Source organism: Shewanella sp. MF05956, assembly GCF_059758055.1.
This window is the reverse complement of sequence record NZ_JCAYNV010000006.1, coordinates 125,955-142,165: the sequence shown is the minus strand read 5'-3', so window position 1 is coordinate 142,165 and position 16,211 is coordinate 125,955. Positions and strand designations below refer to the sequence as shown.

General features: G+C 45.7%; 7 protein-coding genes. All 7 read right to left on the bottom strand.

Annotated features, from left to right (window positions below):
* Window positions 1–238: 238 nt before the first annotated feature.
* Window positions 239–2,395 carry an exodeoxyribonuclease V subunit alpha gene (gene recD / locus AC19MX_RS08570; protein WP_498297650.1) on the bottom strand — a complete coding sequence of 719 codons (2,157 nt, stop codon included), beginning with the start codon at window positions 2,393–2,395 and terminating at the stop codon, window positions 239–241.
* Entirely contained in the window at window positions 2,389–6,204 is a 3,816-nt protein-coding gene (locus tag AC19MX_RS08565) for a UvrD-helicase domain-containing protein (RefSeq protein ID WP_498297648.1), read from the bottom strand. The genes recD and AC19MX_RS08565 overlap by 7 nt, the downstream gene beginning before the upstream one ends.
* Complete coding sequence (gene recC, locus AC19MX_RS08560; RefSeq protein ID WP_498297647.1) at window positions 6,201–9,941, bottom strand: exodeoxyribonuclease V subunit gamma; 3,741 nt, start codon at window positions 9,939–9,941, stop codon at window positions 6,201–6,203. The genes AC19MX_RS08565 and recC overlap by 4 nt, the downstream gene beginning before the upstream one ends.
* A 136-nt stretch (window positions 9,942–10,077) precedes the next feature.
* Window positions 10,078–12,129: a transglutaminase TgpA family protein gene (locus tag AC19MX_RS08555; RefSeq protein WP_498297645.1), complete on the bottom strand. Its 2,052-nt coding sequence runs from the start codon at window positions 12,127–12,129 to the stop codon at window positions 10,078–10,080.
* The gene (locus AC19MX_RS08550) at window positions 12,129–13,223 is read right to left on the bottom strand and encodes a DUF58 domain-containing protein (RefSeq protein WP_498297643.1); all 1,095 of its coding nucleotides are present in this window, start codon (window positions 13,221–13,223) and stop codon (window positions 12,129–12,131) included. The genes AC19MX_RS08555 and AC19MX_RS08550 overlap by 1 nt, the downstream gene beginning before the upstream one ends.
* Before the next feature lie 21 nt (window positions 13,224–13,244).
* Window positions 13,245–14,156: an AAA family ATPase gene (locus tag AC19MX_RS08545; protein ID WP_432399806.1), complete on the bottom strand. Its 912-nt coding sequence runs from the start codon at window positions 14,154–14,156 to the stop codon at window positions 13,245–13,247.
* A 116-nt stretch (window positions 14,157–14,272) separates the two neighbouring features.
* Window positions 14,273–16,201, bottom strand: coding sequence for a transglycosylase SLT domain-containing protein (locus AC19MX_RS08540; RefSeq protein ID WP_498297641.1), 1,929 nt, complete (start codon window positions 16,199–16,201; stop codon window positions 14,273–14,275).
* Window positions 16,202–16,211: the final 10 nt, after the last annotated feature.

Here is a 16,211-nt window from a genome sequence, read left to right as displayed (position 1 = left end):
CGTAAAGCTTTTCTGAGTGGTATTGATCATGCAGCGGCTGAAAAATTTCGAGCCTCGGCGTGAGTGGGTTGACTCTCGAATTCTTTAGCTTACCACCATCTTTGCCATAGGTATCTCTTCTAAGCTATGACTTAAAGACTTTAAATGCACATTGCTGACACAGGCGTTTGTTAAAGGAGAAGACTGATCATCTCCTCAATCCCTAGACACAATTGATCAACACAATTAACCCACTCAATCAGCCCCACAATCGCCAGGCTAAACCTGATGCGCGTGAGGTGGCCTGTTGGCTGGCTTTTTCAAATATGTTTGCGCTGCCGAGGCAATAAAAATGGTTTTTGGCGCGGGTGATGGCTGTGTATACCAGCTCTTTAGTGAGTAACTGCCATTGGGCGATGCTAGGGCGTATGGGCAGCACAAAGCTGACTTTATCAAATTCGCTGCCCTGGCTTTTGTGTACTGTCATGGCGTAGCAGGTTTCGTGGCTTGGCAATCTGGCGGGCAACACTTTTAATAAGCTGCCATCAGCCATGACAAAATGGGCCATTAAGTGCTCTGGTTTATTACTGTCTTGTAAAATTAAGCCAATGTCGCCATTGAATAAGCCTAGGTTGTAATCGTTACTTTGAATAATGATTGGCCTGCCGAGGTAAAACTCACCTTGAACATGAATTAATCGGGCTTGTTTTAAGCTTTCGGTCACCGCAATGTTGATGCCCTCAACGCCAAATTCACCGGCGCGCATGGCGCATAGAATACGGTATTGGTTAAAACTGTCGATAATGGCTTGTTCGCTGTGTGGTAACACAATTGGTGCATTTTGCTCTGGATCTGTGTGTTGCTCGCGGTCAGTTTGTCGCTGAGAGTATGCCAAAATTGCCTGTTGATTGGCGTTAACTTGCTGTAAATATTCACCATAAGCCTGTACCGACAGCGCCAGTAATTGCTGTTTTCCCGCGTTTTCACCTTGGGCGTTTTGTTGGTGTTCATACCAATTCAGCTCGGCGTGTTGCTGGCGCCACACCTGACGGATAGCAGCCACGTTAGCCTGATTGACGGCATTTGCTAATAAGCCAATACCTGCATCGCCTTTAAAACGATGACTGTGCATTAACATGCATAAGCTGTCGCCGATTTTAGGTTGTGGGTGAATAAATTGACTCACATCCTGGCCTGTCAATTGGCCAATTTGTTGCGCCTGGGCCTGGCTGTAACGCATTGACCACGGCGAAGACGCAGGTGAGGGCATATTGTTTTGCTCATGCTTTAAACCAATGCAAATGTCGGCTAATACAGCGCCAGCCTCAACGGAGGCAAGCTGGTCTTGATCGCCCAGTAAAATCAGTCTGCCATGAGCGGGCAAGGCGCTGAGTAGCTTGTGCATCATAGGTAAATCGACCATTGAGGCTTCGTCGACCACTAATAAGTCGAGCCGTAATGGATTATCTTGATGATGTCTAAATTGATGCGAGTTAGGAATAACGCCTAATAGCCGGTGCAGTGTTGAGGCTTCTTCTGGAATGTTGTTGAGCGCTTCAATTAGCACTGTTGCAATGCTTTGGTTGACTAATTGGGTCAACTCTTTATGCAAACGCTGTTTTGAGGCTTTAATCGATTCACTTAAGCGTGCAGCGGCTTTACCGGTTGGCGCCACTAGGCGAATGGTTAAACTCGATTGGGTAAGCAGCAACAATAATAACTTGGTTACCGTGGTGGTTTTACCGGTGCCAGGACCGCCAGTGATTACCGCTAATGCGTTGATGAGTGCGGTTGCAGTGGCGATTTTTTGCCAATCGATAGTGGCTGAATTATCCGTTTGTTTAGTGGGAAATAAGCTGTCGATAAGCTGTGGCAATTGGCTTTGGCTTAAATCAATACTGATTTGCTGGCTGGCAAGCTGGGTCAGCTTATTGGCGACTTGGGTTTCAAAAAAGTGGTATTTATTAAGGTATAAACGGCCATGCTCTAAAATTAATGGTTTATTGTCACCGGGTAAACCGACGGCATCAAACTGACTGATTTGCTCAATCAGTTGACTGTGGTTTAGGCTAATTTGGCAATTAATTTGCGCATATTTGTGGCTGTCTTCTGCCATTGGGTTGGCTAAATTAATTTGCTCTATAACCAAACAGCTGTGCTGATTAGACAGCTGCTGACTCAATAACGCACACACTAACAAAAACAGCGATGTTGAACTGTTATCTGGCTGCAATGGCTGTTGCACGTTTTCAGTATTAGCTGTTGTGTTCTGTACAGAAGCGTCAGCCGATACTTGAGCTGGCATAGATTCAATACTGGCCAGCTCAAGAGCAAAATGGCGGTCAAGTGGGGTTAATAAGCGCTGTTGTTGCCATTGTTTAAGCAATAAATCGATAGGTTGACTGAGCATTAGCATGTTGGCGTCTCCAAAACAGCGTGAGTCGCATCGCCATTAAATAGGCTGTCGAGTTGCTCAATTAACGCTTGGGGTGGTTTGTCAAAAAACACGCCGCTGCCAGGGTGTTCTGGGCTCATGCCGCGTAAGAATAAGTAATAGCAGCCGCCTAGATGTTGTTGGTAATCATAGCCGGGTAAGCGTAAGCGTAAATAACGATGCAATGCCAGGGTATACAAGATGTACTGCAAGTTATAGCGGTGGCTATTAATGGCTTGTGCCATGGTGCTTTCGCTATAGTCGCTAAACTTGTCGCCAAGGTGGTTAGACTTATAATCGGCAATGTAATAGCGACCCTGGTGCTCAAAGGTTAAATCGATAAAGCCTTTTAGCATGCCTTGCAAGGTATCAAAGTCGAGCCCGGCGACATAGCCGTGTTGCTGTAAAATGTGGTTGAGTTGCTGCGCTTGTAAGATCGAAATAGGCAGATAAAACTCCATTTCGACACTGGTTTGTTTTGGCGGCAATTGCATTAGACTAATGGCATCTGAGTCATTGCGAACCGATTGATGCTTGGCTAACGGTGTGGCTAAGATATGTTGATACCACAGGCTTAACGGTTTAAACCATAATGTTTCATCAAAACCGTATTGCTTCATGGCTTTTTGCAGTGCGCCAGCAAGTTCGGTGTCTGCTTGGGTAAAATCAAACAACTCTAATACCAAATGCATAAAGCTACCGGCGTTAGCGCCTCGCTCAAAGCTAAAGCGGTCGAGTTGTGGTTCAATGAGTTCGTCATCTTGTAGCTGCAATTGCAGCAGCTCATCACTAAAGTCTTCATCATCAGCACCCGGGGCGACGCGCTCATGGGGCAAGTGTTTCACGAGGCCTGAGTAACTGCCGACTCGCCAGGCTAAACTTGGCTTACGCGTGACCTGTTTAGCGCTTAAATGCATATCGCTGTCATCTATGCTGGCTAAAACCGAGGTATCAATGTTGTCGCTTATTTGGCTTACGCTGATGGCATCAATTGTGGCGATTTTGTCGACCTGCGCTTTGATTAAACTAAACTCAGTATGTTTGTCGATAATCCCCAATAAATAGCCAATTCCGGTTTCGTGCAGTTGGCTGCTGATGCCCGCTTTGAGCTTGCGACTTTGATTGGCAATGTATAAATAACACACATAAATCGGCCGGGTTAAGGCTACGTACAATAAGCGCAAATCTTCGGCGAGGGTTTCTTGTTTAAGTTGTTCCCAACCTTCATCGGTAGCGTCTATGTCCCACACTAGTTGCTCATTTTGGTGATACAACATCGGTGACGGACGACGGCTGTTATTTCTGGCGAGGCTGATAAATGGCACAAAACACACCGGGTATTCAAGCCCCTTACTTTTGTGGATCGTCACAATTTGCACCAGGTTCTGTTCGCTCTCTAAGCGCAGCTGTTGCTCATCGCCACCTTGAGTGTCGATGAGTTGTTGCTCATACCAATTGATTAAAGCGCTACTGCCGTCAAGTTCGGTGGCTTTTTGCTGCAGTAACTCGGCTAAATGCCTAAAGTCGGTAAGGCGGCGCTCGCCCGAACCTTTGCTGTTTGCTGTCGTGTCACTGTCGTCAGTATCGTTAATGTGTTCGCTTTTAAGCTGTTCTGCTTGCGACAGATAACGGTGGATTAATTGGGTTTCGCTAGCAAAGTTAAGCAGCGCTGGCATCACGCCGCGTTTAAGCCATAGCTCATGCCAATGAATAAATTGATTGAGCACTTGCTGGCGCTGTTCTTCATCCTGGTTAAATTGATGAATTTGCAGCGCGCTGTAGCCCACTAACTCGGTAGCGAGGGCTGCACGGATGGCTCGCTCATCTTTTGGGGTGGCGAGGGCGTACAACAACAGCGCCATTTCGCGCGCTTCTAGGGTGTTAAATACACTGTCGCGACTTAGAAATACCGCACCGATTTTACGTGCTGATAGCTCAGCTTTCATCACCGCGGCTTCGTTACGGTCGCGCACTAACACGGCAATATGTTTTGCTATGAGTGGTTGAGATTGCGCTTTGTTGTTAATGGTGCACAACCCTTGCAGCGCTTCGGTTAATAAGCGTTTTATTTCACTGGCGGCATCGGCGGCAAGTATTTGTCGGGCGATGGCTTTATTTAAGCCAAGTTCACTGTCTTCGGCGAGTAATTTAATCCGTAACGCGCTTAGGTCTGTATTGGCTTCTTTTAGCAGCTTATGAGCCGAAGCTGGTGGCGTATTGACTTGGTCGTAAGGAATTTCATCGCTAATAAACGGATTGCTGTGCTGACTAAATAATTGATTGACGCCGTTAACTAACTTGGTTGATGAGCGATAGTTTGTCTCTAAATTATAGTGTGCTTGTGTTTGCTGCCTAGCGGCAATATAGGTGTAAATATCGGCGCCGCGAAAGGCATAAATGGCTTGCTTAGGGTCGCCAATCATTAACAAACTGAGCTTGCCTGTTTGCTGGCTGTTTGCTTGGTTATCCAAAGCTTGTTCAGGGCTGTTTGCTTCAATCTGCTCAAGGTTGTTTGATTCATCTTGCTCAAGGCTGTTCTCTGCCACAAGTTCAAGTTGAGAGGCCAGTGGTTGCTGGTAGACCTGGTTAAAAATAGTAAATTGCAGCGGATCGGTATCTTGGAATTCATCAATTAATGCCACCGGAAATCGCTTGGCTATTGCCTGGCCCAAGGTGTGCGGATTTTGGCTTAATGCCATAGCTAAACTGAGTAGCAAATCATCGGGCGTCATTAAGTTGCGTTGCTGCTTTTGCCCGGTAAAACGCTGGCGGATCCCTTCACGAGCGCGCACTAAAAATGACGGAATTAATTGATTAATGAGCTCAAGTAACTTGTCGATATGTTCAAGCAAGGGTGCTTCAGCTGCGCTGGGCAGTACACCGCCTTTGTTGAGCTTAAGATCAGATAATGCAATTTGTTCTAAGGCTTTAATCGGCGGCAATCCCTGACCGAATGTTGCCCAGTTGCTTATGTCGTCAAACACCTTGGCAAGCTTGGGGTAACCATCACTTGCTTTACCAAAACGTTGGCCGTTGAGTGGCAGTTTATGCAGTAATGTTAAGGTTTGCTCGTGCTGAGATTTCCACAGTAAGCTAAAGCGATTTAGGCTTACGCTCAACTCTGAACTCAGTTTATCAAAGGCCATTGGTTGGTTTGATAATTGAGCCTGGCTGGCGCCAAGTAATGGCCGTAAATTTTGTGCCAGCGCATCGGGTTCGGCAAATTTATCGCTAATGGCTTCGGCTAAAAAAGGTGGCAATGGATAACAGACCTCACGCCAAAAATCGCGCACGGCGTGATGTAAAAATTCGCTGTCATCAAGAGTAAACTCTGACTCAAATAGGAGTGAGGATTCAAAAGCCATGTCGGATAAAATACGCTGACAAAAACCATGAATAGTAAAAATGGCGGCTTCGTCTAACGATTTTAACGCTAAATCTAGGCGGCGAAGCGCGATAGGGCGCTCATCTTCGCTAATGTCTTGATATAGCTGTTCAATAAACGGATCGTCAATCGCTAAGCCTAAAAAACGCTTAAACGCGAGGTTGATACGTTTGCGGATCCTGTCGCGCAGTTCTTCGGTTGCGGCATTGGTAAAGGTCACTACCAAAATTTGTTCACAACTCAGTGGTGAATTGCCACCATGGCCGAGTAATAAACGTAAGTACAAACCCGATATCGTGTAGGTTTTGCCCGTACCTGCGCTGGCCTCAATTAAGCTTGAACCTGCAAAAGGCAGAGTTAGAGCATTTAACGCGCTGACTTTATTATCGCGGGCGGCTAACGTCATTCTTGAGTTCCAGAAGCCTTCGGGGCAATCGATTTTACAACATTTTTCGAGGCGCTTTCAGAGACAAAGCTTTCAAGTTCTGCCAATTTATCTTTGTGATACAGGCTTATCATGGGCTGTAATAAATGCTCGACCAATTGGCCAAAACCTTCCTGGCTAAAATCATCGGGGAAGTTAAATAAACGCTGATTATGTGGGTCAAAGGCTTCGCCAAATTGGGTTTGGCCATCGTCCCATTTCGCTTCGGCTTTAAGCAGTTTATCTTCGTGCTCACCTTCAGCTTCTGCGTAAGCAAAGGCGGTTTTAGGCATAAAGCACAGTGGTTGGCGCTGGCCTTGAATAAAGCACACAATAAAGCGCATCAGTTGTTCGCGGGCTTGTTCGGCGGTTATTGGCGCAAAAGCGTGAAAGTGGCCAATGTCGAGTAAGTAACTGTAGCCTTGTTTGGCTTTATGTTGCGCAGTTGGCACTACTTGATCTGCCATGGCATTAAGGCATAAGTGACGTAAATACACTCTAATAAAGTCGCGGCCATGTGCGGTGCCCGGGCGATAATTAACTAAACCTTTTGGCAAGATATCGTCTATGCGGCCAACCAAATTAACCCGAATTTTTGAGGCGTTATCTTCAGTGGCTGACTCGAGATTTAAGTCGAAATTAAGGTCGACATTCACCGTATGCATCGGTTGCTCGTCTTGCAAAAATTGCACCCGATTAATCAATGGCACAATGTCGCGTTGATATTGGGCGAGTAAGATATTATCAAACGGTGCCATTGGCAGCTCACCACTCGCTTTAAGGCGGTTAATCAGCGCGTCGTTAGGCACACTCAGTTTATTGTCGATGGCATTATCTATCATCGATAATTGCAATATAAAGCGCTCTAATGCATTGAGACTGAATGGCTCATCGTTATCGTCTGCTTGAATATCTAATGATAAATCCACTTTTAAACTGCGATTAAAAAAGAACTGAGCTGGATTTCGATAAAAGCGGATTAGCGATGACAGCTCTAATTCGACCACTTTAATGCCTTGGTTATCAATATGAGTATGGGCAAACACTTCGTCGGCTTGTTCGGCTGATAATGGCAATGGTTGCTTGAAAAATGGCATACTAATCGTTCCTTGTTTAGCGGGTGGACACCACTGTGAGTTATAGCTTTGCTGTAGTGGGTTGTTGCTGCGGTTTATGCGAAATAATTTAGCATCAAACGGCTGTAATGGCTGTGCTTGGATCAGCTGCTGTAACACGTGATTGTCGGCGTCATCATTACTGACATCATGACCTTGTTCAAGCTGATGCTTAAGAGTAGAGGGTAAATAGCTTAATTGGCAATATTCAATTAATTCAGAGACCAACATCGAGGCGATACGCTCGGCATTGTCACGTTCGCTGTGGCCAATATAACTGATATACAGTTGTTGCCTGGCTGATAGCAGCGCTTCTAAAAATAAGTATCTGTCGTCTAAACGGCGTGAACGGTCGCCTTTTTTAGGACCAAAGTGAGCCATTAAATCAAAACCAACAGGATGTTGCACTCGAGGGTATACGCCATCGTTCATGCCTAATAAGCACACGACGTTAAATGGAATTGAGCGCATTGGCATTAAGGTACAAAAGTTAATGCTGCCGGCAAGGTAGCGTTGGCCAACACGAGACTCGGTAAGGCGTTGGTTAAACCATTGCTTTAATACTTCAATATTGACCTGACCTTGATGTCCGGCGCTTTCAAGCTCGGTTTCTAATACGACCAAGGCGTCACGTATTGCTTGGATTTGCTCGCGTTCGTCATCATTGGTGTCGTAACAGTCTGCCAATAATTGCTGTAATTGGGCCAAGCGTTGTTGGGTGCTAAAGTCGCCGGCAAATAAGTTGTAATAGGTGTCGATGGTTTCTAAAAAGTTGAGCAATTTACCCAGCGCTTGCGAAGACTGCCCCTCAATACCCTGTACGGTTAAGGTGTCTCGATATATCTCCGCCTGGTCGTTAAACGCATAACCTAAGATTAAGCGTTTAATGCCAAATGCCCATGAGTTTTGCGCAAAGGGCGCCACGCCTAATTGGCTGCGTGTATCTTGATCGCGGCCCCAGCGAACATTGGCCTGATCTAACCAACGGCGAATAAGCGAGAGTTCGTCATCATCGAGATCGAAACGGCGTAAAATAGCCGGCACCTCTAAAATACTGACAATCTCAGTTAAGCCAAAGCGACTCTGATTGATATTAAGTAACGTTAAAAAGCTATTAATAAGCGGTGACTCTTGCGCTGCGCCGCGATCGGCAATGGCGTAGGGCAGGTAATAGTCGCCTTTTTGTGGATTGGTGTCGGCAAAGTATTGGCTGTTTGCTGTGCCAAATACGGCGTCGATAAACGGCGCATATGCTGCGACATCTGGCATCATCACCACAATATCTTTAGGGCGTAAATTACTGTCACTAGACAACAACTCAAGCAAATGATCGTGCAGGGTTTCGACTTCTCTTAAGGCACTGTGACAACTGCGAAGGGTAATTGAATTGTCGTTAGTGTGGAGTTCTCTTCTGGCGCCCAAGTCTAAGTAAATATCAGCATCTGGCCCTAATGGTTGCCCGAGGGTTTCCATTTGTAAAATATCGTATTGCACGCCATGCAGTAAGTTGTCTGGTGTGGGTTCAACATAACAATCGTAGCCAAAGTCGGTGTGCTCGGGCGGCAAACTGAGCATTAAATCGAGTAATTCGCGACCCATTTGACCATTGTTGGCCAGTAAAGGGTTACCCACTTCAAGCTTGTCTTCCCAGCCCTGATCGAGTTGTTTTTTGTTGGCATATTGCAGTGCCATGCGCGCTCTGGCTTTGGGCTCGATTATGTCGCCCCAATAATGCTGACACGGGCTTAGCGACAACATGATCACGTCTATTCTTGAGGCTAAATGGTAAAGCACCTCAAGGGTTTGTGGCGGCATGGATGAAATACCAAACACATATAAGCGTTCAGGTAACATGGATAAATCGGTGTCAGGGTTTATCAATGCAGCCAGCAAGTCGGCATGTAAATTAGCGCGATGATAATGGCTGGCTTGTAGCTGGTGGCGATTATAATCGACCAGCGCGCGCCACAATATAGGTTGCCAGCGTTGATTGTCATCGAGTTCAAGTTGGCTATTGATTTGGCTCAGAGGCAGGTTTTGCTCCCAGGCTAAAATCCACTCAGGGCGATACACCAAATATTGGTCAAAAATATCGGCAATACGGCCACATAATTGAAATAACTTAATCGCCTCATGAGCGGTGTCGTTAGTTTGCTGTGTGTGGCTGGTTTTACTGGCATCTTCGGCACTACTTGTCGCTTCGAGATCGATGACTAATGCGTCGTTCAGATTGTTGTCTGGGCTGATCTGCGGGCTTAAATATTGCTTTAATGGGCTAAAGTCGCTGTTGTCTAGCAAACTTGGCAATAAATCCATTAATTTCCAGGTCATTGCCGCTTTAGTAAACGCGTTATCTTTTGGCACGTTGGGCAGTAAGTCATGGCATAACTGCCAGGTAAAACTCGATGGCAGCGGAAAGGTCAGCGCCGCCGCAATGCCATTGTGCCTGGCCACTTCTAATCGTAACCAGGTCGACATTCCGGGACTTTGCACCAGAATATGTTCACCGCTCAATACACTCAGGCTATCGGAGCTAATCGCCAGCAGTTTTGCTAGCTGTTGCGATAACACTTCCATTTGATTTGATTGAATTAAGGTAAGCATGAGCCACTCGCTGATTCGACATTAATTCATTCTATGGACTCTAGAGAATTTCATCAATCAAAACTGTGCTTATTGATAATATAGCCTGCTGTTTGCTGAACAAATGTGCATAGTTTTACTCAACTTATGCAGCGGATCAACTGCGCAATAAACGTAGGCGTAATTTACGGTATAAGCGCATAAATTGTTGCTGTTGTTGCTGGCTTTGTTCTGGCGTCAGCGGTTGATATTTGAGTGCCATAAAGGCCTGACTTAATGCGTTAAAGTCGGCCGCTAAACGTGGATGCTTGCCACTGAGATGTGCCACTACATCGTTAGCGTAATCTTGTGGTGCCTGGCCTTGTGGGCGAGGTATACCTCGTTTAGCTAAACGCTGACACACCAACTGATAGCGTTTGTTCAGCGGATCTTGCAAGGTATTTTGAGTAAATAATCCGGCATAGTAACCAATTACTAAGGCAATGATGATAAAGCTAAAAATCATCATTAAGGCAATTTTACTGCTGGTGACTTCGCCAAGCAGTTTTGATAACACTTGCTGTTTTCGGTCTTCATCAAAGCCCAGAACCCATACACTCCAATAATAATCGAGGCTAGAGAGTTGCTGGCGTAAATCGTTAAGCCAGGGGTATTGCTTCATTCTTAAGGCGCTAAAAGGGCTGTCTTGCAAGTAGCTACTTTGGCTGTCGAATGTGGCATCAAAACCATCTAAAATTCGCTGTGGTGCAATCATGGCGGTTGGGTCAAAACGCTGCCAGCCTTGGCCTTCTAACCACACTTCTGTCCATGCATGGGCCATGTATTGATAAATACTGTAATAGCCTGCTTGAGGATTGTATTCGCCGCCTTGATAACCGGTCACCATACGGGCAGGCAAGCCGCTTGCGCGGGCCATAAACACTAATGCCGAGGCGTAATGTGCACAAAATCCGGCGCGGTTTTCAAATAAAAAGTCATCAATTTGCTGCTCGCCCACTGTCGGTGGGCTTAACGTGTAGTAATAAGCTTGCTCGGCAAAGTAATTCATCATCGCGTTCATGCGCGCTTGTGGCTCGGGATAATCTTGCGCAAATTTGTGTGCCAAGGCTTGGGTTTTAAGATTACTGTTGGGTGGCAAAGCCAAATTCAACTTTTTGGTATTGTCTTTTAACGTTAGCTCCATGACATTGTCTGGATAAGAAGTAACGCGATAACTCATACGCTGATCGACCGGCCTGAGTGAATACAAGCGGTAGTCTGGCAGCTCAACCATTTGGCTGTTGTCGCTAAAGGCTTCGTCGAGACCATATAACCATTTTTGATGGCTTGGCTCGCTAATCACCACGTATTCAATTTTACGGTTTTGCCCCGTTATTACGGCTTTATCACGTTGTGGTTTTTGAAAATAAGCTTGGCGCTGTATATTTTTAATGCTCGGGTCCTGGCGCCATGTTTTACCGTCATAGTTTTCCATCACTAGGGTACGCCAGTACAAATCTTGATTGGCAGGGCCTAGGGTTGTGCCGTCTGGGTTGTCAAAACCGACGCGAAAAGCCAATTCTGCTGAGCGGGTGAGTTTATTAATATCGCCAAAAGACATTTCATCAGACAAGCCAGTGGTGGCCGATTTCATGTTGGGCACCATCCACAATGGGCCCAAGCGTGGAAATACGATAAACAATAATATGGCTAACGGTAAGCTATGAAGCACCAACTTAACGCTAAATCCAAGGTTGGCGAATTTATTGGATTTGTCTTGGTATACGCTGATTAAAATGCCGGTGTTAATCACGACCACGGCTAACAAGTGCAAGGTATTAAGCATGCCTTGTTGGTCGAGTAAGGTAAGAGCAATTAAGAAATACCCAACTAATACGATGGCTTTTACATCTCGCTGTTCACGCATTTCGATGTATTTAAGGGCATAACCTAAAATCAGTAAGTTCACTAATGCGTTCAGTAAACCGATTTCAGATGAGACTAATGCGAGGGTCGTTGCCGCGCCGATGGCCAGTGATGTCACTAATAACTTGGGCGGTGCCGCCACTTTACCCAGGTAAATACCGACTCGCCAAACAAAACAAATAGCACAAATGCCGATGCTCCAGAGCGTGGCTTGTTCATACAGCGGGCTTAATACGGCAACATTAGTTACTAATAACCAAAACAAGGTATTACGGCTGATGATGGCGTCAAAGTTATCTTTCATTATGTCGCCTCTGCATCGATGTTAGCTGAGCCTGAGGTAAAGTCAGGATTGATACTGGCATAACCTTGATAGGTAGCAATAGCCGTTTGGCAGGCTATACGGTGAGATTCACCTGTGTGTTGGTTTATCACAGTTTGCCCAAGTACGAGGCCAAAGATTTGCTGTGTTTGACTGAGTTTATCCACTTGCCAGGCTAAACGACTAAGTTGCTGCTCTATATCTTTGCCATTGGTATTGGCCAAGGTTAACCACACGGGTAAGCCTTCTGGCTCGGCAAATTCTTTTGACAACATACCTTTGTCTTGCGCCCATTGTTTCCAGGCCACTTGTTTGAGTGATTCTCCCGGAACATAAGCGCGTAGGCCTTTGTAATCATCCACCCCAGGTCGTAATTTGCCATGTTCATATTGGCTGTCGCTGTCACTCACTTGGCTAGAGAGCACAATGTCACTGGCTTCGGGTTTGGCAAAAATCACATGATGAATATCAAGGTCTATATACGACCAGGCGCGGCACAAGCCTAGAGGGAAATTGGATGACACTTTAATGCGACCGGGATTTAAGTGCCCACGTTTGGGATGCTCAAACGGTACGGTCGCTATCGATTGCTGCTCCATGTGTTTTAAGCGCACATGGCGCTGCTGGCTAAACTGCAAACAGATTTGTTGATGAGTGGTGTCTTTATGTTTGTTGCGTGTATTGCCGGTTAACATGATAGGAAAAGGTGTGCTGTCGCCTGCATAGGCAATGGGTGGATTGACGGCATTAAAGCTGAGGCCTGCAAGGTTTTTGTAGCTGTAAATAATACAGGTGTGAAACACACTGGCTAGCAATAAACTTAAGCCAATCACCAAGTTGTTTTGATAGTTTGTGCCAAACAAGTACAGCAGCACAATTAGCCCCATCCAAAACACACCAAAGCCGCTGGGTAAAATAAAAATACTGCGATGGCTTAAGGTTATGTGTTTTTGCGGCGGTAAACGCCTGGTGAGCCAACGATCCCAACGTTTAGTCATTGACGCTGGAATAAGGCGTTGTAGCCACGACGGTTTGCTATAACCTGACTGAGCTTTGTTGGCGTTATGTTTGCTCATGTTAACGGTTGCCCCTTGGCGTTAGCGAATGGGGTTAACGCTAGCAAGGATAGTGTCAGACAATGCCTGACCCTGAAACTGACTGCTGCTGCGAATACGATGTTCTGCAACCGAAGCAAATACCGCTTGAATGTCTTCTGGTACCACATATTGACGTTGATTAATAAACGCCCATGCTTTTGCGGCTTGCAACAGTGCAATACTGGCCCTTGGCGATAAACCGCTTGCAACATCGTGCTGACGTGAAAAATCGACTAAGGCGATAAGGTAATTAAGTACCGCATCCGACGCCGACACTTGTGCCACTTGTTGTTGAAGTAATAACAACTCTTGTGGGGTGATGCATTGAGCCAACGCTGCTTGTTTAGTGGCTTGAGTGTGGGTTTTTAGCATGGCCAATTCGGCGTCATGACTTGGGTAACCAATCGAAATTCGCATCATAAAACGATCAAGCTGTGATTCTGGTAGCGGAAAGGTACCGGCTTGATCTAACGGGTTTTGGGTGGCGATGACAAAAAACGGTGAACTTAAGTGATGAGTTATACCATCGATGGTAATTTGTTGCTCTGCCATGGCTTCAAGCAGGGCGCTTTGGGTTTTAGGGCTGGCACGGTTAATTTCATCGGCAAGCAGCATTTGATTAAATACCGGCCCTTTATGAAACACAAACTGTTGCTGCTCTTTACTGTAAATTGACACGCCAAGAATGTCAGCTGGCAGCATGTCGCTGGTAAACTGGATACGCTGATAACTCATGCCTAAACTGCTGGCAATGCCTTGAGATAAGCTAGTTTTCCCCATGCCAGGCAAGTCTTCAATCAGTAAGTGACCTTTGGCAAGGATACAGGCAACCGCGAGCTTAATTTGCTCAGGTTTACCTAATAATACTTTACCAAGCTGTGAGATTAAGGTTTCGATAGTTGATTGCGACACAAACGCTCCCAGTGTATTAACCTCAATCAATTGAGGTTGTAGCTAAATGGTGGGTTACAGATTGATGGTGAAAAAGCACATCAATCTGTAACGTTACCCTGAGAGCGGGTGTAAATCTAGTATTTGTCGCTTAGCTCTTTACTGCTAAACATGCTGTCATTTGATTGACCATTTTGTTGGAAAATCATGCGATAGCTTAATACGGCTTGCACGTACTCTCGGGTTTCGGTGTATGGAATCGTTTCAATAAATGTCATGGCATCTAACGTACCGTTTGATGCACGTAACCAACGGCGAACACTACCAGGACCTGCATTATACGCAGCGGTGGCCAGTACTCGGTTGTTGCTAAACTGCTTTAGCAGTTCACTGTAATAGGCACTGCCGAGCATAATGTTAACGTTAGGGTCGTATAAGTCTTTTACGTCGTTATAAGCAATTTTGTTCTTTCGCGCAGTTTCTTTTGCTGTTGCAGGCATTAATTGCATTAAACCACGTGCTCCTACGCCCGATGTCGCATAAGGGTAAAACGCACTTTCGCGGCGCGATATCGCTCTGATCTCATCGATATTGAGGTTATATTTGTTACTGGCTTTGATAAATTCATCATTGGCTGCCAGCGGGAAACGCAGGGCTAAAGAGTCCCACAGCTTACCTTGAATACTCGACTCTACACTAAAGCCATGCCAGCCTTGTTGCAGTGCAAATAATCCATATTGTGCCGTGAGCTCGCTATTGTGACGGCGCATTAAATAAACCCACTCATTACGAGCATCAATGCGTTTGTCTAGCGCCATTAACTCAATAACACGAGCTAAGCCTTTATCTTGGTCGAGCTGTTTTTGCAGCTCTGAATTTGGGGCTAAGTTATCGTTGTTCATCGACAGCGGATTACCTAAGGCTTCAGCGGCACTAAAACCATAAAAGTTACGTTGGCTGCTGAGCGCCGACTGTAATTCTGTGGCTTTGGTTTTATCTTTGCGTGCGGTCATTTTGGCTTGCCAGTACATCCAACGCGGATTGGCTTTGCCCTGGTCGCTTAATAAGGCTAAATATTTATTGAGCGTGGTGTAATCAAGTTCACGCAGGGCCCAGCGCATACGCATTTCATATAAGTCGTCTGAATCTAACAGCGGCAGCATATTGTCGATATGATTAACCAATTTCTCGTCTTGTTTGATCAAGGCTCTGCGCACTAAATAACGGTTTAATTCGCTACTTTCAGTATCGCTAAAACGATTGGCTTTTTGGTATTTAACATAGAGTTTAATAGCTTGATGTAAATCTCGCTGAGCAAGCTTGCGTAAACCCGCATCTACAATATCGCCGACAATCGGTTTTGAACTAGTAAACTTATTCATATGGCGCAAAGTATTAGGATCACGATACACCGACATAAGCAATTTAGCTTCGCGACTGTGGGTGGTTACTTTTTGTGATAAATAACTTAATAAACTGCTTTGCCCTGAATGAAAACTCAGTAGCAAGCGTTGCCAAATAACTTCTTGAGTGCGATAACCCGCTTTGGTCCACTTATCAAATACTGGGTCGCATTCATTTGGGCGTGAATAACCATAAACCCATAAGCGTTCAATACCTTGGTATGCCATGTCTTTATTGCCCGCATCAAGCTGTGCCTGGTAGTAATAACATTGCAGACGGATATCGTTTGGAGTGTTTGGTGAAATCACCAAAAAATCTTGCCAGCGCTGCTTTTTACCGGCATTGAGCAAGTAACGATAACGGGCATTGTTATACAACGGCGTGGTATCAAATTGATTAATCGCATTAAGCGCAGTATTGCCTGGCGATTGAACGATTTGGTCAATAGTGGCGTGGTAATCAAGGTAAACGGTTAGCGGATAATCGGCTAATTGCTTGCGTAAGGTTTCATATTGCCCCAGCTGTTTTTTATCCAACGCTTTGCGCGCATCAAGATAGGTTTGTTGTTGCTGCGTAAGCGCGCTGGCCTGGCTGATAAAAGCCAAAGGCGAGGCCAGGATCAACAAGCCGGTGAATAAAGTGTTAGCCAAAGTGTTACGCATTTAAATGAGA

Coding starts and splice junctions, on each gene's coding strand:
- recD (WP_498297650.1), bottom strand. CDS start 2,395: ATGCTAATGCTCAGTCAACCTATCGATTTATTGCTTAAACAATGGCAA.
- AC19MX_RS08565 (WP_498297648.1), bottom strand. CDS start 6,204: ATGACGTTAGCCGCCCGCGATAATAAAGTCAGCGCGTTAAATGCTCTA.
- recC (WP_498297647.1), bottom strand. CDS start 9,941: ATGCTTACCTTAATTCAATCAAATCAAATGGAAGTGTTATCGCAACAG.
- AC19MX_RS08555 (WP_498297645.1), bottom strand. CDS start 12,129: ATGAAAGATAACTTTGACGCCATCATCAGCCGTAATACCTTGTTTTGG.
- AC19MX_RS08550 (WP_498297643.1), bottom strand. CDS start 13,223: ATGAGCAAACATAACGCCAACAAAGCTCAGTCAGGTTATAGCAAACCG.
- AC19MX_RS08540 (WP_498297641.1), bottom strand. CDS start 16,201: ATGCGTAACACTTTGGCTAACACTTTATTCACCGGCTTGTTGATCCTG.